This is a genomic window from Ruegeria sp. S84, assembly GCF_056583445.1.
The window spans coordinates 398,179-424,925 of the sequence record NZ_JBWPVF010000001.1; the positions used below are offsets into that span (position 1 = coordinate 398,179).

The following is a 26,747-nucleotide window of genomic DNA, read 5'->3' on the forward strand; positions in this document are numbered from 1 at the left end:
CTGAGCTGCAACTTGCATTCAGCTTGGCTGAGTACTGATGGTCGATATCAATATCAGGCCATACTGGAATGGTGCACAATTATATCCCTGCGCACCAATCCCGGCCGGTTCCGTTCACAGCTCTACAACAACTTTTCCGACCGCCGCTCCGTTTGTCAGGTGCTCATAGGCTGCATCGACATTGGTCCACCCAAATCTCTGTTCGTCAACAATTGGTTTGAGTTGGCCCGCGTCCGCCATTTCCGCCAGAGTTTTCAGGATGTCACCATGGGATTGACGCCCGACATCATGCATCATCGGGATCAGCATGAAGACGACGTGCAGAGACAGACCTTTGAAATGCACAGGTGTCAGATCAATCTCGACCATCGCGACGGTTGAGGCGACTTGGCCATTGAGCTTGGCCGCTTCGAACGAGTTCGTCATGTTAGGCCCACCCACGCTATCAAACACCACATCGAAGCCCACGCCATCAGTGTGTTCGGCCACGTAGTCCTCGACCTTTTGGGTTGTGAAATCCAACGGGCGCGCACCGAGACCCTCGATGAGGGCTAACTGATCCGCTCCGCGACCTGTTGCCGACACGGTTGTGCCAAGGTGGCGCGCAACTTGAACGGCAACATGACCAACGCCACCGGCACCGCCTTGAACCAGAACGGTCTGCCCTTCGCCGACACCGGCGCGCGTCAATCCTTCGTAGGCGGTGATGCCTACGAGAGGCAGCGCCGCGGCTTCTCGCATGCTCAGCGTCTTGGGTTTGTGTGCAATCAGGCGGGCATCCGCATTGATGTACTCGGCTAGCGAACCAGGGAGGTCCATCAAACCACCGGCGCAGCCATACACTTCATCACCTATGGAAAAACCTCTAACACCTTCGCCAACGGCGGTGATTGTGCCAGCAAAATCCATGCCAAGGACCGCGGGCAAATTGGGGGACAGAGGTAGATCCGCGCCCATGCTTCGGATCATTGTATCGACGGTATTGACGCTGGTCGCGGCCACTTTGACGACTACATGCCCAGACGTCGCGACCGGTTCTGGCATTTCTACAAGCTCGAACGGTGCATCGGGTCCGTAGTCGTTCAGAACCATTGCTTTCATTGGGATATTCCTTTTTTTGACGAAGTGTCAGGCGCGGCATTGAACAGCGCACGCCTGACGTGATCATTGTGTTGGAGGACGGATCAGTTGATATCCTGAACCTGCATAACCAGATCGCCCCACTTGCGCTGGTTTTCGATGTCGTGTTCCAGACCCTGTTCATCCGCGATGGTGAACCGTTTGACCGCCGGGGTTTTGCTTGTGGCCTGATACAGCCAATAGGCTTCGGCCTTCAGCGCTTCATCAATGGGTTTGTCGATGGATTCATAGACCATCTGCTTGCAGGCATTGATCGACTCTGCCGGGAATTTTGCGATCCGCTCGGCCAGAGCCGTCACATACGGGCCAATCTCATCTGGCTCCAAAGCCTTGTTTATGGTGCCCAGACGTTCTGCATCATCCGCATCGTAGTCTTGTGCGCTCAGGATGATCTCAAGCGCTTTTCCAAGGCCGGTTTGACGTGCCATGCGCGAAGCACCGCCGCCGCAAGGCAGGATGCCCATTCCAACTTCCATCTGCATGAACTTGTACTTACCCCGCGCCGCAAATCGCATGTCGAGCGCCAACGCCAACTCGTGTCCGCCACCACGTGCGAACCCTTCCAGCTTTGCGATGGTGGCTTGTGGCACCTTGCTGATCCGCTCGCAGACCGATTGAAGGTCCAAAAGCTGTGCGTCCTCGCGGGATACGGCCTCAGTCGACATATCCTTGAGCAGCTCGGTATCGTAGTGGCAGACCCAGATTTCCGGGTTGGCGGATTGAAAGATCACGACCTTGGTTTCGCGGTCTCGCTCTAGCCGCATGGCCAGACTGTTGAGGTCGGCCAGCATTTCCTGGCCTTGCACGTTTACGGTGCCAAAGTTGAATGTGACTGTTGCGATGCCGTTTTCAACATCAACGTCAAAGGTTTGAAAGTTCTCATATTTCATCAGACAGTCCTTTCTTGGGCCTCGACGCGGCACGCGCGAGGGGTAAGGGAGGTTAAAGTTGGAAGCGCGTCTGGCTTTAGCGCAGCGCGGGTCAGTTGGTCTGGTTAATCAAACCTTTGATCGTGTTCATGACGTCGGCGACGTGAGTTTTGTCCAGTGCTGCGGCATGTGGATTCGCGAAGGCACCGCTGTCATTGTCAAAATAGGCACCTGACGCATCAGCGAACCGATCACCCAATGCCGCATCAATCAGGATATCAGCGCCGATGTTCATATCGTTCCCGGCTAAGCCGAATCCTTCTTTCACCATCTTTGAGGCCAACAGCGATCCGGGATTTACCGCGACCATGACGGGTGCATCGGACAGAGATTTGGCCCATTCCCGGGTCCAGATGGTGATCGCCAGCTTGCTTTGCGCATAAGCCTCCATATCAGCCAGCGGGACACTACCCTCCAGTGCATTTATGTTCACCGGGGCCTGCGCTGCCGATGACAGGTTCACGACGCGCCCGGCGGCGGGAATGATCGGCATCAGCAATTCTGTGAGCAGATAGGGTGCGAGTGTGTTGACGACAAAGCGGATGTCCTGCCCATTCGCAAGCACGGTTTGCGGAGCTTTCAGCACACCTGCATTGTTGATCAACACGTCCAGTTTGTCATGTTTGGCCTTCACGCTTTCAGCCAGTTCTCGCACTGCGGACAGATCGCTCAGATCAGCGGTATAAGCTTCGACATCGCCGCCGACTTCGGAGGCCGCGCTGTCCAATTTGGAGGTACTGCGTCCATGCAGAAGTACTTTGTGTCCATCGGCGGCCAGCTTCTTTGCCGTGAGCAAACCAATGCCGTCGGTTGAACCTGTAATGAGTATAGTCTTGGTCATTGATCTGATCCTTTAGGAAAAGTCGGGCAGTACGGTATCCGCCAAGTGTTCGAGGGTCGTATCGATGGGCGCTTGATTGAACCGTAGGTTCAGTGCAACGTGATTGACCCCAAGCGTTTCTATTTCACGTAGATAGCTACGCAGGAAATCGGTGCCAGACTGAAACCCAAGATGGATCGGGCGCGGTGGTGCGGCGTGATCGGCAACGACATCGATATACAGGGATTGCATGACAGGCTTGTCTGGCTGGCCCGCTTCCTTCCCGCGCCTCCGATAGTCCGCAATAACCTGCCTTTGGGCAGTCGCATTGCGCGGATAGGTCATCCAACCATCGCCGTTCTGCGCCACCCAATCGGGGGATTGCTGGCTACCACCCGTAATAATCATCGGCAGGCGGGTCCCATGCGGCTTTGGCAGCAGGTCAATCCCGCCAGACAGCGTACCCTGTGCACTTTCACGCTCGGGATAGTCCAATCCAACGGCGCGGATATAGTCAAAGCTGTCGCGGAAACGTGCCCCGCGGTCATCATAGCTCTGGTTCATTGCCGGATACTCCTCAGGCCGGTCCCCGGAGGCTACACCCAAGAGCAACCGTCCGCCCGAGAGCACATCCGCGCTCGCCGCCGCCTTGGCTACATGAGCGGGGTGACGCAATGGCAGGATCACGCTCGCCGTTCCAAGGGCAATTCGGTCCGTCACCGCAGCAAGCGCACCCAGATAGACAAATGGATCGAAAATCTGTCCTGCATCACCAAAGCTTGGAACGTTGAATGGCACGTCGCGCAGCCAAAGTGATGCAAACCCGAGGTTCTCCGCTTTCCGAGCCGCTTCCAGATGATCCCGAAGCGTGGGCTCTGCACCGACTGCATATGCTTCGAGCGGCAACACTAGGCCAACGCTCAGCCGTCCCGGTCGAAATACCCGGTTATAGGCCACGTTGATTTGGGCAAAATCAGCAGGCTGCATTTTATCCAACATGTCCGGCTCTCCTTTAATAGCGCACCAATGTGCGGCTCTCGATGCTTTTGCGAATGGTGTTGACGTTTGAATCTTCGACCATATCAAGCGCACTATGCGCGATCGACGGAGCACCTTGATTGTCATAGATGTTGAAGATCGCGACCTCATCCGGCGTCATCTTCGATTGATAAATCCACTCATGCCTGGGGTTTCCTACCAGCCCCATTATTTGCCCATTGCGGTCGGGATAGATCAGGTCCAGTAAGATCCAGTCAGACGGTTCAACTGATGACGGGCGAACAAAGCCCAGGGGTGCTGAGTTGATAGGATGATTCACAGGGCGCCACACATTAACAAAAGCATAGTGACCGCGCGCCCACTCCGCTGCGGCCTCTGCACCCAAAAGATCGACAAGCCGCTGTTCGGCTCCGTCCTTGCTATAGTCACTGTGGACGTTGCGCGCGGGTTTGCGCGTCGCTCCTGGGTCATCTATCCGAACCGTGTGATCAAAAACCACAACCTCGCGCGCACCTAACTTGTTCGAGAGCATTGCCGTTAGCTCCGCATCGTATGTCGGTTTCCAGACCTCGCCGGTAAAATCTTGTACCTGCGTTTCCAGCAGCGCGAACTCAACAGCATCAGACGCGAATGTAACTGTGTTGCTCGTGGTGCGCGCATCTGTCAATGCAACAGCCGTGCTGGCCAGTTCGGGCGAAATCAAATTACCAGCAATCCCGCCTGCATCTAGTTCAAAGGCTTGCCGCCAGGGCTTGTGAACGTGGTAGTTGACTGTGGCTGTCCGCGTCATCTGCGTCTCCTTCCCATGCCGAGTTGCATCCATGAAGGGGATTTAACGCTAATCTATTTGCGTATAAACTGCCCATTCATGGATTGATAATTCGGGTTTGCGATATAATGGGGCTTGATACAGACGCGCTGAGATTGTTTGTAGCGGCGGCAGAAAGGCTGAACATCAGTGCGGCGGGGCGCGCTTTGGGCATGGCTCCAGCTGTCTCGAGCGCAAAGCTTGCCAAGTTGGAGCAAAGCCTGGGCTCCGAACTGTTACATCGCACAACGCGCAAGGTGTCGCTGTCTGTTGAAGGTGCCGATTTCCTGCCCTTCGCCCGAGAGATTATTGCGCAGGAAGAGGCAGCACTTACGGCGTTGGGCAAACAAACAGCGACCATCCGCGGTACATTGCGTTTCGCTGCGCCCAGCACCTTTGCTCAGCTCTACATTGCTCCAATCCTGCCGAAATTTCTTCAACAGCACCCCGATCTGACGCTCGATTTGCGCCTATCGGATGTGCAGTTCGATCTTATCGAGGGGAGTTACGACCTTGCACTAAGAAATGCGCCGCTTGTCGACACCAGCCTGAAAGGCCGAAAATTGGCTGATGACCGACGCATACTGTGCGCTGCGCCGCACTATCTTGACACATACGGCACACCCAAAACACCTGCCGATCTGAAAAGCCACCACCTGATCGCTTTCCAAAATCGCCAATTGCGCACGCTAACGGGAAAGGCAGGTGAGAAAGCCGGATTTGACCCAGCGATGGCTAAGGGTCAATTGATCATAGACGACGGCCAAAGCCAGGTCTGCGCCACTCTGGCCGGCGCCGGAATATCCCTGAACGCACTGTGGAGCGTGTATGATCACCTGAAATCGGGCCGGTTGATGCAAATTCTGCCAGATTTTGAGGCTACGGAAGACAATGTACTATGGCTTATCTATCCCAAGTCCAACGTATTATCCCCCAAAGTTCGGGTATTCATGGATTTTCTGATCGCAGAGATTGGCTCAAATCCACCTTGGGAAACATGATCCCAATATTGGTCAAGAGCGCCTTAAGACATCACGGCGCCAGTTTGGAGAAATGCACGAGGCGGACACGCCTTTTGCAATTGCAATAGCCTGATCTGTTCCGCGATTTATGAGTTCCCGTGAACGCGGCCATCGCTCCCGTAGCGAGTGGCTAGTTCGACAGGCTGCATCGCAGCATCTAAACGGTTTATCCAAGGCCGGTTCCGGTCGTTCTTGCGTGAACCCAAAAGAGGGTTTCAAGACCTTAGTCGATCAAGCCGAAGCCGCGAGTGCGGGAGAGGTGTGTCTTGTTCGCTCGCAGCGGCGGCCTCGCCCGTCGAGAATAGCGAGGCAAGCATCGCCTCACTTCCAGCCAGCGCGCCCTTGCGTACGGTCGCAAGGACAAGTTTCCGAGCCGACGATCGTGGGAGACAAATACTTTTGACGTCGTCAGACCGGTACCGCAAAACATCGGGGACAGGCAGAAGCGTAAATCCCAGGCCTGCCGAAACACATTCCATAATCGCTTCAAGGTTATCAAGGACAATGGTTTCGGAACCCTTCGGTCTTTTGTGCTTAAGCATCTCTCCAGCAATGAGTTTTCCGATCCCGGTGTCGGGCATAAAGTGAAAGAAGGGCTGCGCATTCAATAAACCCGCGAGGCCGTCTTTCAGCAATTTCTTATGGGCTGCAAAGGCAAAGGGTTCCTCTCGAAGCACCTCTTCCGCAAGCGTGTCAGGAACACCTTCTGCATCTGTAAGAAGGGCGGCATCAAGCTGACCGCTTACAACCTTTTCTTGTAGAACCTTGGACAGGCCGGTTTCGAATGAGAAGGTCGCTTGCGGTGCTTGACGTTTTGCGTTGTTCAGGAAGTTCGGCAGCAAGCGAACGGCAGCAGTTGTGACAAATCCTATTCGGAAATGCCCAACAAGCGTGTCCGTCGGGCGACAGATTTTGAGAAGGCTGTCTTCGTGCTGCAGGAGCGGGATCGATGCCTCGACGATGCTCCGGCCGATTGGCGTAAGTCGCGGTGGTCGTACGGTGCGGTCAAAGAGGTCGACGCCAAGCTCCGCCTCAAGCGCCTTCATCTGCATTGAAAGTGCAGACAATGTCATGTTTTGCTGCTCGGCCGCTTTCGCAAAGGAGCCGACATTCGAGACCCGTATGAGGGTTCTGAGAGAACGTGTCTGCATAAGTTAAAGTATACTGGATTAGATATCCAATTTTATTCGATTGTGTTGTATTACTGCAAGCGTATTCTGTTAAAAAACAGAGACGAGGGACACGCATGCCGCATCCGCTTGTGAACGTTGCGAAAGAACTGGCCCCAGAATTTGAGAAACGTGCCGCAGATTGGGACAGATCGCGCAGGTATTGCTGGCAGAATGTTGGCGAATTGGCCGATGCTGGCATCATGGGTATGACCATTCCCAAGAAATATGGTGGGCGGGGCGCGAGTTTTCTGGATGTCACCATGGTGGTGGAAGAGATCGCAAAAGCCTGCACCCTGACCGCCCGCATCGTTGTCGAGGGCAACATGGGCGGCATCAGTGCGGTCATGGGGTACGGCAATGATGAGCAGAAGGCTTTTTGTGCTCAGCATGTCCTGGCAGGAGATAAGCCTGCGATCTGCATAACCGAACCTGACTCGGGAAGTGCCGCGACCGAAATTCAGACTACCGCGCGGAAACAGGGTCGCACATACATCCTCAACGGGTCCAAGCATTGGATCACTGGTGGAGGGGTCTCGAAGCTGTACCTGATCTTTGCCCGCGTGCTCGATGAGGCAGGCGTCGATCAGGGGATTGGCGGTTTCATTCTGTTTGCCGACCCGATGTCAGGAGATACGCCCAAGGGGTTCACCGTGGTGGGTCGCGAATACACGATGGGCCTTTGCGGTATGCCCGAAGCAGAATTGCGGTTCGAAAATGTCGAGATCAACGAGAAATGGCTGGTCAAACCGCCTTCAGGATTGAAGCGTGGCTTTGCCGACCTGATGAACGCTTACAATTCGCAACGCGTCGGTGCGGGAGCAGTTGCTATGGGTGTTGCGGCAGGGGCACTTGAACATGCAAAACGCTACCTCGTTCAACGTGAACAGTTCGGGCGCCCGCTTGCAGAATTCCAGGGGCTTCAATGGATGCTGGCCGATATGGACACGCAAGTTCATGCAGCTAGGCTGCTGCTCCATGAAGCGGCACGATCGCGTGGCCCAAACGGCAGTCAGTATCCCGATATGACCATGGCCGCCCGCGCCAAGCTTTTTGCGTCCGAGATGGCTATTAAGGTGGTCAGCGATGCGCTGCAGATGTTCGGCGCGCGCGGCTACAGCGATCGTGAACCTCTGGAGCGGATGTATCGCGATGTGCGCATGTTCACTATCGGCGGCGGGACCGCACAGATTCTCCGGACCCAAATCGCCGGAAATATTCTAGGCATTAAAACACCACAGACGCGGGACGGATACACGCGCCTTGCCGATATGGAGCGTTACGCGGCTGAATAGAAGACCCTATGAAAATTGAAAAAGGACTTTCGGGCCGCCGACTTTCTTGTGCCGCAGCCCTACGCGACTGCGTGCCGTCACGCCTTCGGCATGCTCGGCCGACGGTTTTTTCGCGTTAATCTAGTTGCCTATTTAGCCAACTTAGCTGCGCAAGAAAGGCGCTGCATTCATGCGCCAGAGAAGTTTGCGTCCGAGCCAGCGAAACAAATGCAATTTTACGCTGCGTAAAATGGCGGGGCTATTTTTCGACAATCGTAAACTTCCTAAATGAGATTTGCCTAGGCAGGCAAGTTTAGCGTGTACGCCAAGCAATTACTTCGATTCCCGAAAGGAAAGCTGCGATGAAAAAGTTCATTTTTGTTGCTCTCATCGGTCTTACCGCATGCACTCAGTACCCGATGCAGAAGCCACTGATGGTTGACGGAACCAGGAATGCGACCTTCTACACAGATGAGGCTGAATGCCGATTGATGGCCGCGAGTTTCAATCCCGGGCAGCGTAAAATGGATGCTACGTTCGGCGCTATTGATGGCGCGGTCACTGGTTGGGTTGTTGGCGAGAAGGAAGATGTCATCGGAGGTGCGATCGCAGGTGGCATAGTCGGATCTGTGCGCGGCCAGTACAATGACGAAATGGCGCGGCGTCATGTGCTTGTGAACTGCATGCAGGTGCGTGGTCACGGAGTGGTGGGCTAGTAATGGCTGCAGATTACTCAGTGGTTTATCGAAAGGGGCCTTGGCCGTGACTCAGAAAAGGGTCCGAACAGAGTTCGTAATTTGGGCTAAATTCTGACCAGAGAAGGAGTGCTCTGATGCCGAATAAACGTTTCAGTTGTAACAGTTAAAGAAACCTGCCTGATTGGGTGGGTGAACAGTGTCGCGCAGATCTTACAAAGATGCGTCTCGATTGCCTTGCATGTTGGCGCATCGAATTGACATATTCCACCCAGAAGCGCGCTTCTTTCAGGCTACAGGTGATCAACTTCCGCTTGTTGAGCACCGATGAGCAAAGTGTTTTGCAATGCCGAAACTATGTAAAAGGCCGTCCCAAAAAAACGCCAACTCTGACAAACCATCCCAGATATGGACCGGCAGCGACCGTTGGCCCGCTTGCGTGAAAGCTAGAAAATCGAACGACGATCTGATGATATAAAGTCAGCCATCTGACGTGGTTTACTTATTGCTGCGTACAAGGGTGATGCGATTCCAGATAACTGTGAAACCCACCGATGAATAGGTGTGCGGAAACTGGATAAGCCGGTCAAGAATCTGACAAACCAGCCTTCTGGAGGCTGGCCAACAGGTTCTCCTTAAAAGTGGCGTCAAGTTGCCAAATGGCAAGTATATCCGATGCAACAGATGAAAAATCTGGGCGTAGAACCAACAAGCTGCGTAGAGCCGCCTGGGCCTGTTCCCCATTTCCCAGTTTGCTGTGTAGCGCGGCCTGCCATAGATGGGTCCAGAAGAAACTTGGCATATCGATTTGTTCCAATTGTGCCAGCGCCGCTTCATAGTCGCCCCGGTCGAACTCGTAAAAAACCCGCGGAAACAGATACCACTGAGGATGCACAGGGTTCAGAGCGATTGCCCGGTCTACAATAGCAAGTCCTTTTTCCCATTCGCCACTGAACGCCAGACGCATCCCGTAATGGGCCAGAATGTCGGTGTCATTCGGATTCAGGTCAATCGCCCGTTGCCCGGCCTCGCGGAACCCGGCAAAATCACCGAGCACGAACCGCATATTGGCCATCATCAGATGTCCCGCCGCCAGATTTGGGTCGATCTCGACCGCCCGGCGTGCTGCAGCATCGGCTGCGGCCAGAATCTGTTCGCGATTTCCGCCCAGCCCAAAACGTATCTGTTGCAGATACAGGTTCGACAGCACCGCCCAGGCCTCGGCATAATCCGGAGCCTTCTCAAGCGCGTTCAGGATGCAGGATTTGATTTCGGCATGGCGATCCAGATTGATGGTTACCTGATAGCTGTAATAACCAAGCACACAGTCATAAGCATCGCGATTGTTGGGTGGAATTCTATCGGCATCTCGCATCGCGCCAAGCGTCAGTAGCCCGTATTTCCCGGCCAGTTTACCCATTACATCTCGGATAATGCTGTCCTGTACCGCATAAATTTCCTCGGAGGTATTGCTGACCTCATAGCTTTGCGACCAGATATATCTTCGGTCTTTCAGATCAATGAGGCGTGCGGACAGGCGCAAGGTGTCGCCCCTGTCCATCACATTGCCTTCCAGCGCGAATTCAGCGTTGAATTCTGTACGCAAGCTCGCCGTATCAATCTCGGTTTCACCAGAATGCAGTGTGCTGCCAAGGGGCAAGACCCAGATGTCCCGGAACCGGATCAACTCGGTCGTCAACTGCCGGGTAAGACCATCGGCGAGGTACTCGGGGCCATCTCCCAGAGTTTCAAAGGGCAGTACAGCCACGACGGGCCCTTTGGGCAAGCTGTGATTTGCCTGTTCCTCTGGCGTCCCTGAACGGGTCAATCCCCAGATTAGCCCAAACAATGCCAGGCCAAAGGCGACAGCCAGTCCAATCCCAGCGCGTCGTCGTCCGCTGAACCCGGCATTTGGCCGGGCGTCAGCAGGTGCCTGATCAGGGCTCGGCAGTGAAGATTTTGCGAACCGCGGCGCGTATCCTCCTTTGGGTATGGTGAGACGTATCGGATCGCCCCGACCGGGCCCGGCATAGTAGGTGTCAATCTCCTGCCGTAGTCGCCGCGCCTCAAATCGGACAATCGGATCGACCTGCTGGTCGAAGCTTTCGTCGCGGTCAAAGACGGACATGGCAATCGACACGCCTTTGATCTGATCTGAACGACCAGCCAGATATTCCTCGATGATATAGTTCAGAAATGCGCGGCGTTTGGGGCTGGCGGTGAAATCCGGATGATCCAGGATACGTTGCATCTGTACCCGAATTTCGCGCTCGGTAGTATCCACTACAATATCCCTCTGCCTCGGGAAAACCAAGGAAAACCATTATGTTGGCCTCGTTGATACATGTGTTTTTCGACATGTGGCAACATGTTTGCACTTCTCGGGAAAAATTCTGCGGATAAGAGGGCCGCACTGCTGGTCGTAAAGGCAGGCACCCGGCTTCCAAAAGATCGCGCATCTCGGCACTTCTGGAGGTCAATGCACCGGCGGGACGAATTTCAACCTCGTGGTTCGTCCCGTCAGACCTCCTGCGCTGCGATCTCTTTTGAAGCGTTCATGATAGGAACCGATTATATATGCCACGCCGAACCACCTTACTCTTGACCGTCACCCTTTTGACGCTGACCTCAGGTCTTGCCGTCGCGCAGGATGATAGTCCTCAGCACTTTGACCCGAAGGGCAAGTTGCCCTCGGATTACACGATCGAATTCCAGCAAACCCAACGCAATAACCTGCCGTTCGATGACGAGCGTGACTTTGAAGAAAGCCGCAAGGGGCTAATTGCGGTTCCAGAATACCGCCAGATCAAAACCGAGGATGGCACCGTCGCCTGGGACATCGGCAGCTATGACTATCTGCTCGAGGGCAAAGAGTTCGACTCGATCCACCCGTCGTTGCAGCGTCAGGCGATCCTGAACATGAATTTCGGCCTGTACGAGCTTCTCGACGACAGCATCTATCAGGTGCGTGGCTTCGATCTGTCCAACATCACTTTTATTCGTGGCGATACCGGCTGGATCATCTTTGACCCGCTGGCCTCCAAGGAAACTGCCGCCGCAGCGCTGAAGCTGCTGAACGACACCGTGGGCGAACTGCCGGTCAAGGCGGTTGTCTATTCGCATTCCCACGCCGACCATTATGGCGGTGTGCGCGGAGTGATCACCGATGAGGACGTGGCAAACGGCGTGGAGGTGATCGCGCCCGAAGGTTTCATGGAACATGCGGTTTCCGAAAACATCTATGCGGGCAACGTGATGAACCGCCGTCTGTTTTTCCAATACGGCGTATTGCTGCCACGCAGCCCGTTCGGTCATGTGGATCAGTCCATCGGCAAGAACATCTCGGCTGGCACCACGGGCCTGATCGAACCGACCCGCCATGTCTCGGACGCGTATGAAGAGATCATCGTAGACGGCGTGCGTATGATCTTCCAGAATACACCGGGTACTGAAGCACCTGCTGAGATGAATACCTATTTCCCCGACCTCAAGGCATTCTGGGCGGCGGAAAACATCACTGGCACAATTCACAACATCTATACCTTGCGTGGCGCACTGGTGCGCGATGCGCTGAGCTGGTCCAAGCATGTCAATGACGCGCTGTACAAGTTCGGGCAGGATGTCGAGTTGATGTTCGCCTCTCACTCTTGGCCCCGTTACGGAAATGAGCGCATTCAAGAAGTGATGCGTGCGCAGCGTGACACTTACGCAAATCTTAACAACGGGGTACTGAATCTGGCCAACAAAGGCGTGACCATTAATCAGATTCACAACGTCTATGACGTGCCGGAAAGCCTGCAGCAGCAATGGGCCGCGCGCAGCTATCATGGCTCGGTCGAGCATAACAGCCGGGCGGTGATAAACCGTTATCTGGGCTACTGGGATGCCAATCCCACCACGCTGACACCTCTGTCGCCCGAAGACAGCGCTCCGCTGTTTGTCGAGATGATGGGCGGCGCCCAACCGATCCTGTCGAAAGGGCAGGAATTAGTCGACACCGGCAAATACCTTGAAGCAACCGAGATTCTGAACAAACTGGTCTACGCCGAACCACAGAACCAGGCCTCCAAGGACCTGTTGGCCGACGCGTTCGAGCAGATCGGGTATCAGAAGGAAAGCCCTTCGGTCCGCAACTCGTTCCTTGGCGCGGCGTTCGAACTGCGCAACGGTATTCCGCAGGGCGCTACCATCGAGACTACCGGTCCCGATACGATAAAGGCTATGCAGACCACGATGTGGCTCGACTTTCTGGCCATTCGCGTCAATAGCGCCAAAGCCGCCGATATGGAGTTCACCATCAACCTGTCGATCCCCGACCGGGACGAGAACATCGTTGTCGAGATGAGCAATGCCACCCTGACTCATATCGTCGATCAGGTGGCGGAAGACGCCGATCTTTCGATCAGTCTGAGCCGCACGGACCTAGAAATGGTCATGACCGGTGAGCGCAGATTGACCGAGATGCTCGCTGATGGCACCGCGCAGTCTGAGGGCAACGCCGAGATCGTAGCGCAACTGGCTTCGACCCTGGATCAATTTGATTTGGGTTTCGAGTTGATGCCCGGCACCGGTGCGCAGGATTTGACGCCACCCGCCAATGATTTTGCCCAGCCCGGGTTAGCAAACTCGAGTGGCGGCTGAGACGGGACCGTCCGATTGAAAGCTGGCTCAGGGTTTTGCTGCCCTGGGCCTCTCTCTTTCTGACTATTGGACCGGGAGAAGTTTTCGACCAGTAGTGCTGGTATCGGAGCAGCAGAATGCCCCGCCCGAACGACTGCTGGATTGTTACCGCCGTGCGCGGACTCTTTCATCCGTGGTGTCAATGCGGGATCAGAATCTTCAGCCTAAGAAAGCCAAAGCGCATGACGCAAAAATCAAACTGAGATGTGCTGAAACTTGCAATTTGTGAACATCAGCCAAGATATCAAACTACCTAGAGGTCCTGATCCGTGGATTTCAATTCACTCGTAGACCCCGTCCCGTACAACGATTCAAAGAACTGGCCGCTTAGCGCCGCGGGTCGGATGGGTATCTTCGAACTGGAGGAAGCTTCACAACCCAACTGTCGAATGTGAAGTGGTCAGACCTTAGCTGCGATATGCTATGATCGCTTCCAAATTTCGATAAGACACTGTGTGTCGCAAATCGAAGTATTTAGTGTAATCAATAATGTCTTTGCTGAAACGGCAGCCTTTAAAAAGATCATACGTAAGACCGGTCCGAGAACTACTTTAGCGAAACGAATACCTCAACGGGCTGTTTGGTCAGCCCGAACCCATATCTTGCGATACTGCTCAAGTCGTGAGACCAAACTGTATTTCGAGTTCGTTGGACCGAAAGTAGTAGCCTGATGGTTGATCAGAGGGGCGATAAACTGGGCCAGAAAAGCTTGTACTCTTAAGAAGCACCCGTCACACGGTATTTTTCTTCAAGCCAAGGTATTAGATTTGGGTTAGAACGCACATTCTAACCAACGCTTCGCGACATTCTACAAACAGGAAATTCCTTGCCAAGTGGACTAGCCCCTGCCGAACTGATCGCAATCCTAATCGCCGTGACTGATGATCAGCCGCGTGTCATGACCTTGCGTGGCGGTAACGCGCTACCTTCGGGACCGTTCGAATCTTCACACCGCAGCTTGCAAAGCGGCTTGCGGGCCTGGATTGAGGCGCAGACTGGCCATCCGGTGGGATATCTTGAACAGCTTTATACCTTTGCAGACAAGGATCGCGATCCACGCTCGGGTTATGCCGACAACTCTCAGCGTATCTCGATCAGCTATCTCGGTCTGGTGCGGGAGCAGGATACTACCGGTGCTGGACGTCCGGCATGGCGTAGCTGGTATCAGTACTTCCCATGGGAGGATCATCGTGATCGCAGCCCAGAAGATCTACCGCAAATTATCAAACGTATCTCAGCTTGGGCAGGAAGTGATCCGCTAAAACTGCAGCGTGTGGACTATCTGTTTGGTTTGAATGGGAAGACTTGGAACGAAGAACTGGTTTTGCAACGTTATGAGCTGATGTACGAAGCAGGGCTTGTTGACACTCCTGAATTCGGTCGTCACATGGAAGCGGACAACCGTCGCATTCTCGCCACCGGCATATCTCGCTTGCGGGCCAAGATAAAATACTCTCCGGTGGTGTTCGAGCTCATGCCCGAAAGCTTCACCTTGCTGCAGTTACAGCGCACAGTCGAAGCGCTGTCTGGTCTACACCTGCACAAACCCAATTTTCGCCGCCAGATTGATCAGCAGGAATTGATTGAAGATACCGGCGAAATGTCCAGCGGCACCGGTGGTCGCCCGGCGCGCCTGTTCCGATATAGGCCGGCCATTCTAGAGGCTCGCATGCTGTCGGGCGTCAGACTACCTCTCTCCCGGTCCTGAACCTCGCTTGACATAATCTCGAATCGAGAATAAGCATGGCCTCAATATACTCGATTCGAGTATAAATGGAGAAGCCAATGAAAGATTTTCGCCTTCCAGACCTCTACGACCGGGTAAAGCAGATCATCCCGCAACCCGAATGGATGCTGTTTGAAGATGATCTGGAAGCCATCCTTGATCTCAAGCGTGAGAGGAATGCGGTCATCCTCGCCCACAATTACCAAACGCCGGAGATCTTCCACGGAGTTGCCGATATCGTGGGCGACAGCCTTGCGCTTGCGCGCGAAGCTGTGAAGGTTGATGCCGATGTCATTGTGTTGGCTGGTGTGCATTTTATGGCGGAAACTGCCAAGCTGTTGAATCCTGATAAGACAGTGCTGATCCCAGATTTGGGGGCGGGGTGTTCACTGGCGGATTCCATCACACCCGAGGATATTGCGCTTCTGCGCGAAGCCCATCCCGGCGTTCCGGTGATCACATATGTAAACACTTCGGCAGCGGTGAAGGCGGCATCGGATATCTGCTGCACGTCGGGCAACGCAGTAAAGGTGGTGGAATCCCTCGGAGTGCCGCGCGTGTTGATGATCCCGGACGAGTATCTCGCCAAGAACGTCGCCAAAGAGACCGATGTCGAATTGATCGCATGGCATGGACACTGCGAGGTGCACGAACTGTTTACTCCAGCCGATATACGTGAAATGCGCGAAGCGTGGCCGGGTGTTACGGTCCTGGCCCATCCTGAATGCCCGCCCGAAGTGGTTGCCGAAGCTGATTTTTCTGGCTCTACCGCAGTCATGTCGGATTTCGTCGGCGATAAAAAACCGACGCGGGTTTGCCTGCTGACCGAATGCTCGATGAGCGACAACGTGGCGCTGAACCATCCTGAGGTGGAATTCGTGCGCCCCTGTAACCTGTGTCCACATATGAAGCGCATTAGTCTGCGCAACATTCGCAACGCATTGGAACTGGGCCATCACGAAGTCACCGTCGATCCGGCCATCGCCGAAGATGCGCGCCGCGCGGTAGAACGGATGCTGGCAGTGAAATGATCTGGCTCGAAGGGCTTCATGGTCGAACTGCCATCATCGGTGGCGGCATCGCCGGGCTGACGGCTGCGCTGGAACTAGCTCCACAACCCGTAGTACTAATCACCCGTGCAGGGCTGGGCCAGGAATGTTCCAGCGCTTGGGCTCAAGGAGGGATTGCCGCCGAACTAGGCACGGATGGTGATCCTGCGCAACACTTGGCCGATACTTTGCGGGCGGGCGACGGGCTGTGCGACGAAACCCTGGCGTCGGCCATTCTCTGCGAAGCGCAAAAGGCGATCACTGGTTTAGAGAAACATGGCGTTCGTTTCGATAGAACCGCCGACGGCACATATGCCTTGGGGCGCGAGGCCGCGCATTCCCGCCGCCGCATACTGCATGCAGGCGGCGACCGCACCGGAGCCGAAATCACATCGGCCCTTGCGAGTGCCGTGTTGCAATGCCAGTCGATCACTTGCTTGACCGGAGTTGAAGCCCGACGGGTGTTGACGCTAGATGGACACGTCACAGGCGTTCATCTGCAAAAAGATGCCCAAGCAGAGGTATTGCGCACATCTCAGGTCGTTATTGCGACAGGCGGTTGCGGCGGTCTGTTTGGTGTCAGCACCAACCCTCCAGGTAATTTCGGCCAGGGTGTCATGATGGCCGCCCGCGCCGGGGCAGCGTTGCGCGATATGGAATTTGTCCAGTTTCATCCCACAGCGCTGGATATCAAGCAGACACCTCTGGCATTGGTCAGTGAAGCCGTCCGGGGCGAGGGCGCAATTCTGATCGACCAAACCGGAAAGCGCTTCATGTCGCATATTCCGGGGGCTGAACTGGCCCCGCGCGACGTGGTGGCTCGTGCCGTGCATCAGGTCATATTAGAAGGTGGGAGAGCGTTTCTTGATGCTCGTGCCGCGCTTGGTGCCGAATTTGTCCAGCGGTTCCCTGGCATCCATGCATTGTGCGCAGCAAGCGGAATTGATCCGGCGTTCGATCCCATACCGATACTTCCGGCTGCGCATTACCACATGGGCGGTATCGCTGTTGATGAGCATGGAAGAAGCACCCTGCCAGGCCTATGGGGCGTAGGTGAATGCGCGGCCACTGGCCTGCATGGTGCCAATCGCCTTGCTAGCAATTCACTGCTGGAGGCGGTGGTGATGGGACGCCGCGCCGCAAATGATGTTGCCAATGCAGAAGTGAGAAACCTGTCATTTGTTCCTACAGTTACCGCTCTGCCTCGTTCTAACCCTAGCTCTGTCCGGCCTTTGGCTACAAAATATCTGGGTTTGATCCGCGACGAGGTGGGATTGCGTCAAGTCATTTCAAAGTTGTCTCCGTTGGTCGAAACCGCTGCCTGCGCTTCTGACCCGGCACTAGTCGCGCTTTCGATCGCGGTCTTTGCCGATCTGCGCCGTGAATCGCGGGGCGGACATTACCGAAGTGACTTCCCCAATCCTGAGGCGAACGCGCAATCTCTTTTGATGACTCTGACCGAAGTACTTGCTCATGCGAGTTTGACCAGTCAGGAACCCTTTTTGAGGACTGCTTGAGAAATGACTATCATGCCCCTAGCCCCGTTGCCCCGAACGATGCTGGAGCCGGTGATCCGCCGCGCACTTGATGAAGATTTGGGCCTCGCCGGAGATGTCACCTCTTCGGCTGTTATTCCTTCGGATCATGTTTCCGAAGTTGTGGCTTGCGCGCGTCAATCCGGATGTATTTCCGGTCTGGATTGTGCTGAATTGGCTTGTGAGCTGATAGATCCGGCGATCAAAGTAATCCGCCATGTCGAGGATGGTGGGACAGTTGCGCCCGGCGCAGTGATCGCCACTTTCAAAGGGCCGTCGCGCAGTCTGCTGTTTGCCGAACGTACGGCGCTCAACTTCTTGGGTCATCTATCGGGTATTGCAAGTGTGACTGCCGATATGGTTCGCCGCGTCGAAGGCACGCGTGCTGCCATCGTCTGTACCCGAAAAACAACGCCCGGTTTGCGGGCGTTAGAGAAATACGCTGTGCGATCAGGCGGCGGCATGAACCATCGCTACTCCCTAAGTGACGCGGTGCTGATCAAGGACAACCACATCGCCATAGCCGGGGGTGTCCGCCCAGCCTTGACGCGGGCCAAAGAGACAGTCGGTCATATGGTCAAGATCGAGATCGAGGTCGACACGCTGGAGCAGTTGGCCGAAGCACTGAAAATCGGTGTTGATGCGGTGCTTCTAGATAACATGGATCCAAGAACCTTAAGCGAAGCTATAGGCATGATTGATGGTCAAGCCATTGCCGAAGCTTCAGGCGGGATAACCCCAGATAATGTGCGGGCTGTGGCGAACACCGGTGTTGATTTGATTTCTATGGGCTGGATCACCCACAGTGCACACTGCCTCGATATTGGTCTGGATTTTGTGCTCTAACAGCACCAAGAGTAAACCAACAGTTACGACGCTCATTGCCCAAATTGTCGAAATCAACGGCCTTTCCAAAAGATTGCCAACGGCAAGAGCATCGCGCGCACCTTAGGAATCAAGGCAATCAAAAGGTGCGCGGCGGCGCAGCCTGCCTGTTCAGTCTTGTCACTCCGTTAGCCAGCTAAGCTGGGCAAGTTTTAAGTCGCATTCATTCGTCAGAGAGTTGGCGACCGAACCTTTCGTTCTCGCCCACACTCGATTTCTTATGCTGCTTAAATAAGCAGGCCATGACATCTCAATTCGGAGAAACCGCATCGTCGGCGTCATTGCCTCCGGACGTTTTACCCTCATGGCCGAAGAAAGTCGGATCAGTCTCAAAATCAGGCGCAAGGAACTCGGACATCTGGTCAGGGCTGTCTGTTTCTATATTATATATCAATAATTTATCCGGTTGGTCCTTAAAAAATTCGGGCACCTCCTGATGATGCCGGTCCCATTCTTCTGACCAATGATCAATTACCTGATCAACCGACTCGAAATTCATACCCTTACGATAACGCTCGGCATAAAACCCATTGCCATGGTTTCGGCGACTTGCGATCCACCTGTCTTTGTCTCGAGTGTTCAATATGAAATAGGAATTGGGATAATATGCCGCGAGTTGACGAAAATAACGGCAACCTTCAATCACGCGCGAGCCGCTTACCATCTGCATGTCGGTGTAGCCGACCCAACGGTCAATGCCATTGAGCGGCGCATAGCCATACTTAAGATTGTTAGCGAGCGCGCGGGCCAGATTGCCACGCTTGAAGTGAACCGTCGGAATGCCGTTGTTATCTAGAAAGGCGGAAATCGACCTTGTGCCGCACTTGTTGAAACCGACCTGAAATATCCGCCGCGTACGGCCTGCACGAGTAGACAGATATTCAGGATGAGTTTTTGATGATTGCGGCACGAAGGAAGGCTCCTACTCGGACTCTGCGGCGGCTTTCTGGTTCGCGCGCATGGCAACTGAAATAAGCTGACGGGCCGTATGCTCCGTCAGAGGTGTGGTTTGGCCAGCCATCATCAGGCGAGCAAAAAACACGCGTTCAGGTTCTGACTCCAAAAGTTCCTTAAATCGCTTGTGCCGCCATTCGCAGGCCTTGTCATGTAGCTTCTTCAGTGTGGCATCTGATTTTAGCTCGGTAACCCGAGCAGCCCGTGCCGATTGGTAGCGGGAAATAGAGACGTCCTGATCGCTGTTAAAGTTGTAATCGACCCAATAATCCATGCCGATTTTCTCTTTGAAATGCACCCCACGTCCACGCGCACGTTTGAGCAGAAAGGAGTCCATCGCGCCCAAAGCATAATGGTTAAGCTGAACCCTCATGGTCGTATCTTGCGTATAGTTGGAAAATACCCGCTGGCGGCGATGATCGCCACCAAGCAAACGGCCTGATCCATCATACCAGCGCGCCTCATCCACGCGGGTCTGATCAGGCGAAATTGGCCGATGAATGCCTGGTTTACGGTAAATCCCGTTGTTGCGATAAAGCGTTTTGAACATTGAGGCGCGCCACGGCCAAAGGATGGGTTTGGGGGCGCAGGAAGTGAACTGTTCGGTCACCGGCGCATCTTCAAAATAAACGATCCCTGCATTTCCGAATAGCCGCCAGGTGAGCGTGATCGCATCCGCCTCGGGGAGGCTATGGATGAGCGCGTCTAATGAGCCGTCGCCAATATGGATATTTACAAACTCATCAATATCGAGCGCCAGTATCCAGTCTGCTTCTTTCAATAGAGGATGTTTGGCGGCTTGTTTCATAGCCTGCCACTGTACGCTCTTATCGGGCTTGGCTTCATGGCTGACATGAGTGATTTGCCCCATCTCTTCGAGTCGGTGCAACATCAGATCGGTGCCATCCGCGCAATCATTCGAGAAGATCAGAAAATCAGTGAAACCAACCATCTGATGATGGGCGAGCCATTCCAACAGGAACGCGCCTTCATCTTTGACCGTCAGGATCGCTAGCTTTCGTGTCATTCTATTCCTTTGATCCGACGCTTCAGTCTGGTGATCCGCCAGACCGCATGTCATGTGGTGCTCATTGAGAATAACGGTTTTGCAGATGTTCTGAACTGCGAATTTCGCGTAGGAACGAAAAAAGTACGGCGCGGCATCATGTTGCCAACTTGGGTGATTTCCAACTCGGTGGTAGGTGGATCTAAAAGGCTAAGAGTGAACCGGATAGATGCACTTATTGTTCAATTAGCCGTCGTAGCCCGACAGCTCCGTTTGCAAGTGCAGTTCGGCGGTAAGATTTCAGCGCTGCCTGCAGATCGCTGAGTTCTGCATCACTCGCCTCTGAAATGCGGGTCAGGCTTGCCTCCAACCCATTGTCAGCAATCAGCATTGGTGGTCGGTAACAGGCCTCTGACCAGCGGTCCATGACGATCGGCACACAGAATCCACCCGAAGAGGACAGGGCAGATGTGATCTTGATCCGTTGATATTGTTCATAGTCAAATGGCATGAGCGGATGTATCACCTGAGCGCCCGCCAGTGCGTCAAAATACGCGGCATGCCCGACCTGCCCGCTGTTGTCCAAAGGCACGCACGTAAAACGCGCGTCAAGCTTTCGGTCCTGGATCTCACTTTCAACCTTGGCGCGATCTCCGCCTCCTGACGGCAGGATGAAATGCAGATTCTGAAAGGCGTCCGGTCGATTGCCAAGAAGATCCAGCAGGCCAGGGTAATCACGTGTCCGCATGTTAACGTTGCCGGGGATCACGACCTGACGCGGCTGGCCCAACTTTGGTTCCGGATCATCGATCCAATAAAACGGCTCCAACGTCGCGATCCTGTCCATATGGGCTTTGCCCACCCGGCTGATCCATTCAGCCGTGACATGTGCACTCAGGCTGATGTAGCGCGCATTTGGCATCTGAAGCGTCTCGCGCAGGGGTGCCATCTGGCTGAACTGATCCAGATTATGCAGGACCATGATCAATGGCTTCTTCACTCCATGCGCCCAGCTTGCCGCTTTTGGACGACTCAAAGAGGCCATGAGGACGAAGTCATGTTCGGCCGCTTCAATTGCAGCCATAGTAGACTTGATATGTTTTGGTGCATCCGCAGCCCGGTAATCCGGCGTGCTTAAAGGCACATACTCAACATCAAATTCCAATCCCGGGACCAAGGCCATGATATCTCCGCGCAGCTTTAAGATCCGGCGATGCAGAAAGATTCGTGGTCGGTACCCGTTGGCATTACAGGCGGCCACCAAGCTGGGGATGACTTCTTCATGGCGCGGTTCAAATTGTACAATTGCACAGCGCTTCATAGTTTCTTCCTGTTGCCTGGGTTGCCTCGGGCCCTCGTTTTCGGTTTGACCCTGTGGAAGTTGTCTATCGATAGCTACACTTGCCGTCTACATCCAACGCCGAACCGGTCGGCTCTTAGACCAGTTTGTTTGAGCGGAGGTATCCGGTGTGATGGTGTTTCCGATCGTTGCGGTTTCCTTCACTATTCTGATTAAAATCTAATGTGGGCAAATCATCACGATCTGAGTCCGCAACTCCGCAGGCCCGGAGTCGACAACATGTGCGTGTTGAGCGAAATAATCTTATTCATCCGCATGGTTTGCGCTGGCGTGAGGCTCCTGTCGCATATGGCCCGCGCAAGACCTTGTACAGCCGATGGAAGTGCTGGAGCAGGAAAGGTTCTTGCGCGGATAATGGCTGAGCTTGGTGCCGAATACGGCGCGCAAAAGGTTGTTATGATCGACGCGGCCTATCTAAAAGCACACTGTACCGCGACCAGAGTGGTTGCCAAAAAGGTGGCGTGATCGTCTGAATGGTCGAGCCAAGGGCGACATGAACTCCAAATCGCACACCATCTGCGATAGCTAAGGGCGCCCGTTCAACCTGCTTGTCACCGCTGGACAGGTGAGCGACGAAATTGGCGCACACACGCTGCCTGGCAGCCTTCCAAATGTCAAAAGATTGCTTGGGGAACGCGGCTACGATGCCGACAGGTTCCGGGAAGCACTGCGAGACAAAGGGATACGTGCTTGCAATCTGGTCCGAAAGTAGCGCAAGACCCCGTTCAAATATGACAAGCGCCGATTCAAGCGGCGAAACCGCATCGAGATCATGTTCGGCACGCTCTAGGGCCGGAGGCGCGTTGCGACGCGCTTTGACTGCTGTCCAAAGGTCTGCCTCGCAGCCATCGCTCTCGCGGAAACCGTAATCCAATAGTTGGGAAACCTGACGCTATGCATCAAATTGTAGCTTGATCATTGGTATTCGAATCCGACCGTAAGACCATTATCACTCTTTGCCTTCAGATTGTAGTTGACCTCATCTGAAGAGACTGATGTGAAACGAACACTCAGTAATCGGAGGTGTATTGTGGACATCGTACTAGTTGGCGCAGGCAACATGGCAATCGCCTACGCCAAGACTCTAAGATATCTGGGCATCTCCTTTCGTTGTTTGGGGCGAGGTGTTGACTCTGCAAAACGGTTTGAAGCGGAAACCGGTATAATAGCCGGAACAGGCCTGCTTACAGAGCAGCTCAAGAAAACGGATGTGCGCGGCGCGTCAGCAATTGTGGCGGTAAATTTGAACCAATTGTCTGCGGTTTGCGCCTCACTTCTTGACGCGGGCATAAAGTCAATCCTTGTCGAGAAACCCGGAGGCATAGACCTTGAGGATATGCAAGCCTTGGCAGAGCTTGATAGGCAAGACTGCATTCGCGTTGCGTACAACCGAAGATTCTTCAAATCAACCCAGCATGCATTAGATCTCATCAATGAAGATGGCGGTGCGCAATTGATCCACTTCGAGTTCACAGAACTACCAGACAGGCTCGAATCTTTGGGTGTGCACCCACCTGAGGTTTTGGCGAATCTTCCTTACGCAAATTCGTCACATGTTTTTGACATGGCCTTCTATCTCGGTCAGGCCTCCGAGAATTTAGGTGAGGTCTTAATTTCCGGGGCAGTAAGGCAAGGTGAAATCCCCTGGCATCCGGACGGATCACGGTTCGCTAGCTGCGGGTTAGTCGGAGATCAATCGCTCTTTAGTTGTTTTGCAGATTGGCGGTCTGGTGGAAACTGGAATGTCGAAATAGCTACTGCCAACAGGCGGCTGCGATTAAAGCCACTTGAAACGCTTACAGAGCAATGTCGGGAATCATTCCAAGTGAATCCAATCGAGATTGCGGCGGATCCAGAAGGACTAAAACCCGGGTTGCCTGATATGGTTTCCAACTTTATCTACCATGATGGTCACCGACTTCCCAGCATGCGCAATCAGGTATCGCGCATGAAGGTATTTGCCAAAATACTGTCGCGTGACCACTAGTGTCTCCACACTTTTGAAGGGTCGTTTTCCTATTGGGTGATTCCCAGAGCTTCCAATGCGTCCGAGTACGATTTCCTTGACTGCACTTTTCTAGATCTCTCACGCTCTATTCGTCGTGCCCATTCTAGTACTGTGTAAATCTTTTCATCACCCGCTATGCCGGATTTGATGGTGAGGAGTCCGTCGAGTTCACGCGCGTAGTCTGCCTCCAGAAGGCTAGCATAACTGCCGGTTGCCAACACCGCCACGCCTTTGAGGCATGCTTCGAGGATTACGGCAGAGTATCCCGTTATAACACCGTCAACTGCATCAAGAAGTGACGGAAGCGGTGTCTCAAATGCCAAGGAGCATCCCAGCGCCGCTAGTTGCGTCGCATCCACAAGTTTTTCGGTTTCGTCTTTTCGTAGAGGATGACAACGAAATAATATGTTGAGGCCGGATTGGTGCAATTTTTGGGCCAACAGAATGTCATCAGATTGTTGCGCTGCAAATAGCACTAATGGCCCGTTACGCGATTGAAAGTCGGAAAGGGTTCTGCGGTTGCGGTCAGATTGATCAGGCAAAAACTTGGCAAACTGTTCCCATGTCGGACCAACGACCGCAGCACGGCGTTTGGCGTTCTGCCTCATGAAGCTTTCGGCGTCTGACTCAGTCCAGCACATATGCGCTGTAGGACAAGTCGACCAATCCATTTTTGGCGTTTTTTTGAAATAGTAGGACCCGTTGAAACGTCCCTCGATGCCGTGCTGGATGTCAATGTACGGAATATCGTATAGCCGACAAACGTGTGCCAGTGCCCAACCATAAAACGACGCATAATTGCTGGTAATTATTGCATCCGGCCGCATGGAACGGAAAAGGTAAGTAAAGCAGTTTGCCGCGTGATCAACTCTCCCAATTACTGTGTCGACGAAAGCACACAGTTCGGTGTCACCATGGCCGGTCAGACTGACAACCGACTCTAGTGATTTGAAGTGCTTATACAAAAACGCGTGCGAAAGTTTCGGTACTCGTGCTGTTAGCGCTACATTTTTAATAAACGGGTCTAGCGAAGCATGAGGTCCATATTCCGAGCGAGCTGGCATAGCATCGGGATCGAACCCTGAGTACAGCCCGATGCTCCGGTGCCCATTTTCCATCAACGCGACGCGAAGCGCGTGGTGATGCTGGCTTGCCTTTTCACCATCCAAATCATAAAAACCTGATCCCGAACCAAGACACCAGTATTTGTGGTTCTTCAACTGTTCGATCGGCAGAGTGTCAACGGACCGAAGACTATCGGCTGGCTTTCTACTTAATAGCCTCGAATAAGCGGGTCGAAGCCGGTTGCGCTTGGCGAAATTCGGATATCGCTTGTACCGGTCGGAAGATGAGTAGTTGCGGTTCATCGCAAAAACCATCTGTTTCACAATTACATACTTGACGATTGGCCAGACATGAAAGCCACGATAGCGCCAGCGCGTTACTACACCTTGCTTTTCGAAGTCTTCTATCTTCTCTATCGCGCTGATGAAAAGCTCAAGGTTTTTATCAGATATTGGTGGCACTTAGACTAGATCCGCCCCAGAACAGACCGCACGGCTTCAATCACGCGTTCTTGTTCAAGATCCTCGAGATGGGTGGAGCAGGGCAATGGTTGAACACGTTCCCAGATGGCTTCTGATCTTCCGCTCAACATATGCGGACAGCTCTTATATGGGGCTTGCATGTGAATGGGCTTCCAGAAGGCCCTGCCTTCGATCCCATTGTGCGAAAGCGCTTCTCGCAACTGAGACATTAACGCAAGCGACGCATCCGGAAGATAAATACCCGACAGCCAATTTGAACCGTTGCTGTCATCGGGCGAGGGAAACGAAAGAACTCCATTCAAGTCCTCAAATTGGCTGGCATAAGTTGCGGCGATCTTGGCCTTGTTTCGAAGAAACTCATCAAGACGTTCAAGCTGGGCGACACCCACTGCGGCTTGTACATTTGTCATTCGGTAATTGAAGCCGATGATGTCGTGATCATATGCGGCACCGACACGCGCAGTCGACGTCAGGTGTTTGATCTCCGCTCCACCGACGTCTTTTCCCGAGACGATCGCACCTCCTCCTCCTGATGTCACCAGCTTGTTTCCGTTGAAGGACAATGCCGTCAGATCCGCACCCATCTGCGCAAGAGGTCGGTCTTTGTAAGTGGCGCCAATAGCAGCGGCAGCATCGGCGACGATGGGCAGTTTATGAGACTTAGCTACAGTAACAATCGCATCCATATCTGCGGGCAGCCCCATTGCGAAAACAGGCATGACTGCTTTGACTGCCCCACCTGTCTTAGAATAACGCAAAACTCCACTCGCATCGCGGGTACATTCGCGTGCCAACAACTCAGACAAGAGGCTTGCATCCATACCCCAACGTTCTTCGTCGACATCAATGATGATCGGCGCCGCATGGCAGTGCGAGACTGCGTTTGCCGTAGCAATAAATGTCAGTGAAGGAATGATCACATGATCTCCGGGGCCTACACCCAACGAATGCAAGGCGGTGTGCAAAGCCGTCGTGCCTGCCGAGGTTGCGACTGCCCAGGCTGCGCCGGTTACCTCTTTGGTTCTCGCTTCGAACTGGTCCACAAATGGGCCTACGGATGACACGAAAGTCGAGGACACGCACTCGGCGAGATATTTGCCTTCGTTGCCAGAAATATTCGGAATGCACAGGGGGATCATAG

General features: G+C 54.0%; 21 protein-coding genes and 1 pseudogene. 10 read left to right on the forward strand and 12 right to left on the reverse strand.

Annotated features, from left to right (window positions below; translation table 11 throughout):
• Positions 1-114: 114 nt before the first annotated feature.
• The 5 genes from AC1DFB_RS20490 to AC1DFB_RS20510 form a co-directional block, all read right to left on the reverse strand.
• Entirely contained in the window at positions 115-1,101 is a 987-nt protein-coding gene (locus AC1DFB_RS20490; protein WP_480922710.1) for a zinc-dependent alcohol dehydrogenase family protein, read from the reverse strand.
• 83 nt (positions 1,102-1,184) lie between these two features.
• Positions 1,185-2,030, reverse strand: a complete 846-nt coding sequence (locus AC1DFB_RS20495; protein ID WP_480922711.1) for an enoyl-CoA hydratase/isomerase family protein — start codon at positions 2,028-2,030, stop codon at positions 1,185-1,187.
• A gap of 91 nt (positions 2,031-2,121) precedes the next feature.
• A complete protein-coding gene (locus tag AC1DFB_RS20500) occupies positions 2,122-2,910 on the reverse strand; it encodes an SDR family NAD(P)-dependent oxidoreductase (RefSeq protein WP_480922712.1) in 789 nt (262 codons plus the stop codon).
• A gap of 12 nt (positions 2,911-2,922) precedes the next feature.
• Positions 2,923-3,888 carry an LLM class oxidoreductase gene (locus AC1DFB_RS20505; protein WP_223118529.1) on the reverse strand — a complete coding sequence of 322 codons (966 nt, stop codon included), beginning with the start codon at positions 3,886-3,888 and terminating at the stop codon, positions 2,923-2,925.
• Positions 3,889-3,901: 13 nt separating this feature from the next.
• Positions 3,902-4,711: a CmcJ/NvfI family oxidoreductase gene (locus AC1DFB_RS20510; RefSeq protein WP_480922713.1), complete on the reverse strand. Its 810-nt coding sequence runs from the start codon at positions 4,709-4,711 to the stop codon at positions 3,902-3,904.
• A gap of 74 nt (positions 4,712-4,785) precedes the next feature.
• On the opposite strand from AC1DFB_RS20510, the gene AC1DFB_RS20515 reads away from it, so the two are divergent.
• Complete coding sequence (locus AC1DFB_RS20515; RefSeq protein ID WP_480760851.1) at positions 4,786-5,697, forward strand: LysR family transcriptional regulator; 912 nt, start codon at positions 4,786-4,788, stop codon at positions 5,695-5,697.
• Positions 5,698-5,933: 236 nt separating this feature from the next.
• On the opposite strand, the gene AC1DFB_RS20520 is transcribed toward AC1DFB_RS20515, so the two are convergent.
• Entirely contained in the window at positions 5,934-6,869 is a 936-nt protein-coding gene (locus tag AC1DFB_RS20520; protein ID WP_480922714.1) for a LysR family transcriptional regulator, read from the reverse strand.
• 95 nt (positions 6,870-6,964) lie between these two features.
• On the opposite strand from AC1DFB_RS20520, the gene acdA reads away from it, so the two are divergent.
• A complete protein-coding gene (gene acdA, locus AC1DFB_RS20525; RefSeq protein ID WP_480922715.1) occupies positions 6,965-8,182 on the forward strand; it encodes a 3-sulfinopropanoyl-CoA desulfinase in 1,218 nt (405 codons plus the stop codon).
• 341 nt (positions 8,183-8,523) lie between these two features.
• The gene (locus tag AC1DFB_RS20530; protein WP_170509429.1) at positions 8,524-8,877 is read left to right on the forward strand and encodes a hypothetical protein; all 354 of its coding nucleotides are present in this window, start codon (positions 8,524-8,526) and stop codon (positions 8,875-8,877) included.
• Between the two features lie 565 nt (positions 8,878-9,442).
• On the opposite strand, the gene AC1DFB_RS20535 is transcribed toward AC1DFB_RS20530, so the two are convergent.
• The gene (locus AC1DFB_RS20535) at positions 9,443-11,140 is read right to left on the reverse strand and encodes a hypothetical protein (protein ID WP_480922716.1); all 1,698 of its coding nucleotides are present in this window, start codon (positions 11,138-11,140) and stop codon (positions 9,443-9,445) included.
• Between the two features lie 293 nt (positions 11,141-11,433).
• Between AC1DFB_RS20535 and AC1DFB_RS20540 the strand changes: the two genes are divergently transcribed.
• The 5 genes from AC1DFB_RS20540 (at position 11,434) to nadC (ending at position 18,692) form a co-directional block, all read left to right on the forward strand.
• A complete protein-coding gene (locus AC1DFB_RS20540) occupies positions 11,434-13,497 on the forward strand; it encodes an alkyl/aryl-sulfatase (RefSeq protein ID WP_480893767.1) in 2,064 nt (687 codons plus the stop codon).
• A gap of 865 nt (positions 13,498-14,362) precedes the next feature.
• The gene (locus AC1DFB_RS20545) at positions 14,363-15,244 is read left to right on the forward strand and encodes an NrtR DNA-binding winged helix domain-containing protein (protein WP_170423009.1); all 882 of its coding nucleotides are present in this window, start codon (positions 14,363-14,365) and stop codon (positions 15,242-15,244) included.
• A gap of 77 nt (positions 15,245-15,321) precedes the next feature.
• The gene (nadA, locus tag AC1DFB_RS20550; protein WP_170423007.1) at positions 15,322-16,293 is read left to right on the forward strand and encodes a quinolinate synthase NadA; all 972 of its coding nucleotides are present in this window, start codon (positions 15,322-15,324) and stop codon (positions 16,291-16,293) included.
• Positions 16,290-17,828, forward strand: coding sequence for an L-aspartate oxidase (locus tag AC1DFB_RS20555; RefSeq protein WP_480922717.1), 1,539 nt, complete (start codon positions 16,290-16,292; stop codon positions 17,826-17,828). Before nadA ends, AC1DFB_RS20555 begins: the two co-directional genes overlap by 4 nt.
• A 12-nt stretch (positions 17,829-17,840) precedes the next feature.
• Positions 17,841-18,692, forward strand: a complete 852-nt coding sequence (gene nadC, locus AC1DFB_RS20560; protein WP_480922718.1) for a carboxylating nicotinate-nucleotide diphosphorylase — start codon at positions 17,841-17,843, stop codon at positions 18,690-18,692.
• A gap of 289 nt (positions 18,693-18,981) precedes the next feature.
• Here the strand turns inward: nadC and AC1DFB_RS20565 are convergent, their stop codons facing one another.
• From AC1DFB_RS20565 to AC1DFB_RS20575, 3 genes are all read right to left on the reverse strand, one after another.
• The gene (locus AC1DFB_RS20565) at positions 18,982-19,641 is read right to left on the reverse strand and encodes a sulfotransferase (RefSeq protein WP_170407560.1); all 660 of its coding nucleotides are present in this window, start codon (positions 19,639-19,641) and stop codon (positions 18,982-18,984) included.
• 12 nt (positions 19,642-19,653) lie between these two features.
• On the reverse strand, positions 19,654-20,661 hold the full coding sequence (locus AC1DFB_RS20570) for a glycosyltransferase family 2 protein (RefSeq protein WP_480922719.1): 1,008 nt from the start codon (positions 20,659-20,661) through the stop codon (positions 19,654-19,656).
• 265 nt (positions 20,662-20,926) lie between these two features.
• On the reverse strand, positions 20,927-21,874 hold the full coding sequence (locus AC1DFB_RS20575; RefSeq protein ID WP_480922720.1) for a hypothetical protein: 948 nt from the start codon (positions 21,872-21,874) through the stop codon (positions 20,927-20,929).
• Between the two features lie 339 nt (positions 21,875-22,213).
• On the opposite strand from AC1DFB_RS20575, the pseudogene AC1DFB_RS20580 reads away from it, so the two are divergent.
• Positions 22,214-22,928 (forward strand): annotated as a pseudogene (locus AC1DFB_RS20580) (IS5 family transposase).
• Between the two features lie 153 nt (positions 22,929-23,081).
• Positions 23,082-24,038, forward strand: a complete 957-nt coding sequence (locus AC1DFB_RS20585; RefSeq protein WP_170407569.1) for a Gfo/Idh/MocA family oxidoreductase — start codon at positions 23,082-23,084, stop codon at positions 24,036-24,038.
• 29 nt (positions 24,039-24,067) lie between these two features.
• Here AC1DFB_RS20585 and AC1DFB_RS20590 read toward each other — a convergent pair whose 3' ends face one another.
• On the reverse strand, positions 24,068-25,585 hold the full coding sequence (locus tag AC1DFB_RS20590) for a hypothetical protein (protein WP_480922721.1): 1,518 nt from the start codon (positions 25,583-25,585) through the stop codon (positions 24,068-24,070).
• Positions 25,586-25,590: 5 nt separating this feature from the next.
• Entirely contained in the window at positions 25,591-26,745 is a 1,155-nt protein-coding gene (locus AC1DFB_RS20595; protein WP_170407576.1) for an aminotransferase class I/II-fold pyridoxal phosphate-dependent enzyme, read from the reverse strand.
• Positions 26,746-26,747 lie beyond the last annotated feature (2 nt).

What these genes read in the sequence shown, in the direction of transcription:
- AC1DFB_RS20490 (WP_480922710.1), bottom strand. Translation starts at nt 1,101, where the DNA reads ATGAAAGCAATGGTTCTGAACGACTACGGACCCGATGCACCGTTCGAG.
- AC1DFB_RS20495 (WP_480922711.1), bottom strand. Translation starts at nt 2,030, where the DNA reads ATGAAATATGAGAACTTTCAAACCTTTGACGTTGATGTTGAAAACGGC.
- AC1DFB_RS20500 (WP_480922712.1), bottom strand. Translation starts at nt 2,910, where the DNA reads ATGACCAAGACTATACTCATTACAGGTTCAACCGACGGCATTGGTTTG.
- AC1DFB_RS20505 (WP_223118529.1), bottom strand. Translation starts at nt 3,888, where the DNA reads ATGTTGGATAAAATGCAGCCTGCTGATTTTGCCCAAATCAACGTGGCC.
- AC1DFB_RS20510 (WP_480922713.1), bottom strand. Translation starts at nt 4,711, where the DNA reads ATGGATGCAACTCGGCATGGGAAGGAGACGCAGATGACGCGGACAGCC.
- AC1DFB_RS20515 (WP_480760851.1), top strand. Translation starts at nt 4,786, where the DNA reads ATGGGGCTTGATACAGACGCGCTGAGATTGTTTGTAGCGGCGGCAGAA.
- AC1DFB_RS20520 (WP_480922714.1), bottom strand. Translation starts at nt 6,869, where the DNA reads ATGCAGACACGTTCTCTCAGAACCCTCATACGGGTCTCGAATGTCGGC.
- acdA (WP_480922715.1), top strand. Translation starts at nt 6,965, where the DNA reads ATGCCGCATCCGCTTGTGAACGTTGCGAAAGAACTGGCCCCAGAATTT.
- AC1DFB_RS20530 (WP_170509429.1), top strand. Translation starts at nt 8,524, where the DNA reads ATGAAAAAGTTCATTTTTGTTGCTCTCATCGGTCTTACCGCATGCACT.
- AC1DFB_RS20540 (WP_480893767.1), top strand. Translation starts at nt 11,434, where the DNA reads ATGCCACGCCGAACCACCTTACTCTTGACCGTCACCCTTTTGACGCTG.
- nadA (WP_170423007.1), top strand. Translation starts at nt 15,322, where the DNA reads ATGAAAGATTTTCGCCTTCCAGACCTCTACGACCGGGTAAAGCAGATC.
- AC1DFB_RS20555 (WP_480922717.1), top strand. Translation starts at nt 16,290, where the DNA reads ATGATCTGGCTCGAAGGGCTTCATGGTCGAACTGCCATCATCGGTGGC.
- nadC (WP_480922718.1), top strand. Translation starts at nt 17,841, where the DNA reads ATGCCCCTAGCCCCGTTGCCCCGAACGATGCTGGAGCCGGTGATCCGC.
- AC1DFB_RS20575 (WP_480922720.1), bottom strand. Translation starts at nt 21,874, where the DNA reads ATGGCCTTGGTCCCGGGATTGGAATTTGATGTTGAGTATGTGCCTTTA.
- AC1DFB_RS20595 (WP_170407576.1), bottom strand. Translation starts at nt 26,745, where the DNA reads ATGATCCCCCTGTGCATTCCGAATATTTCTGGCAACGAAGGCAAATAT.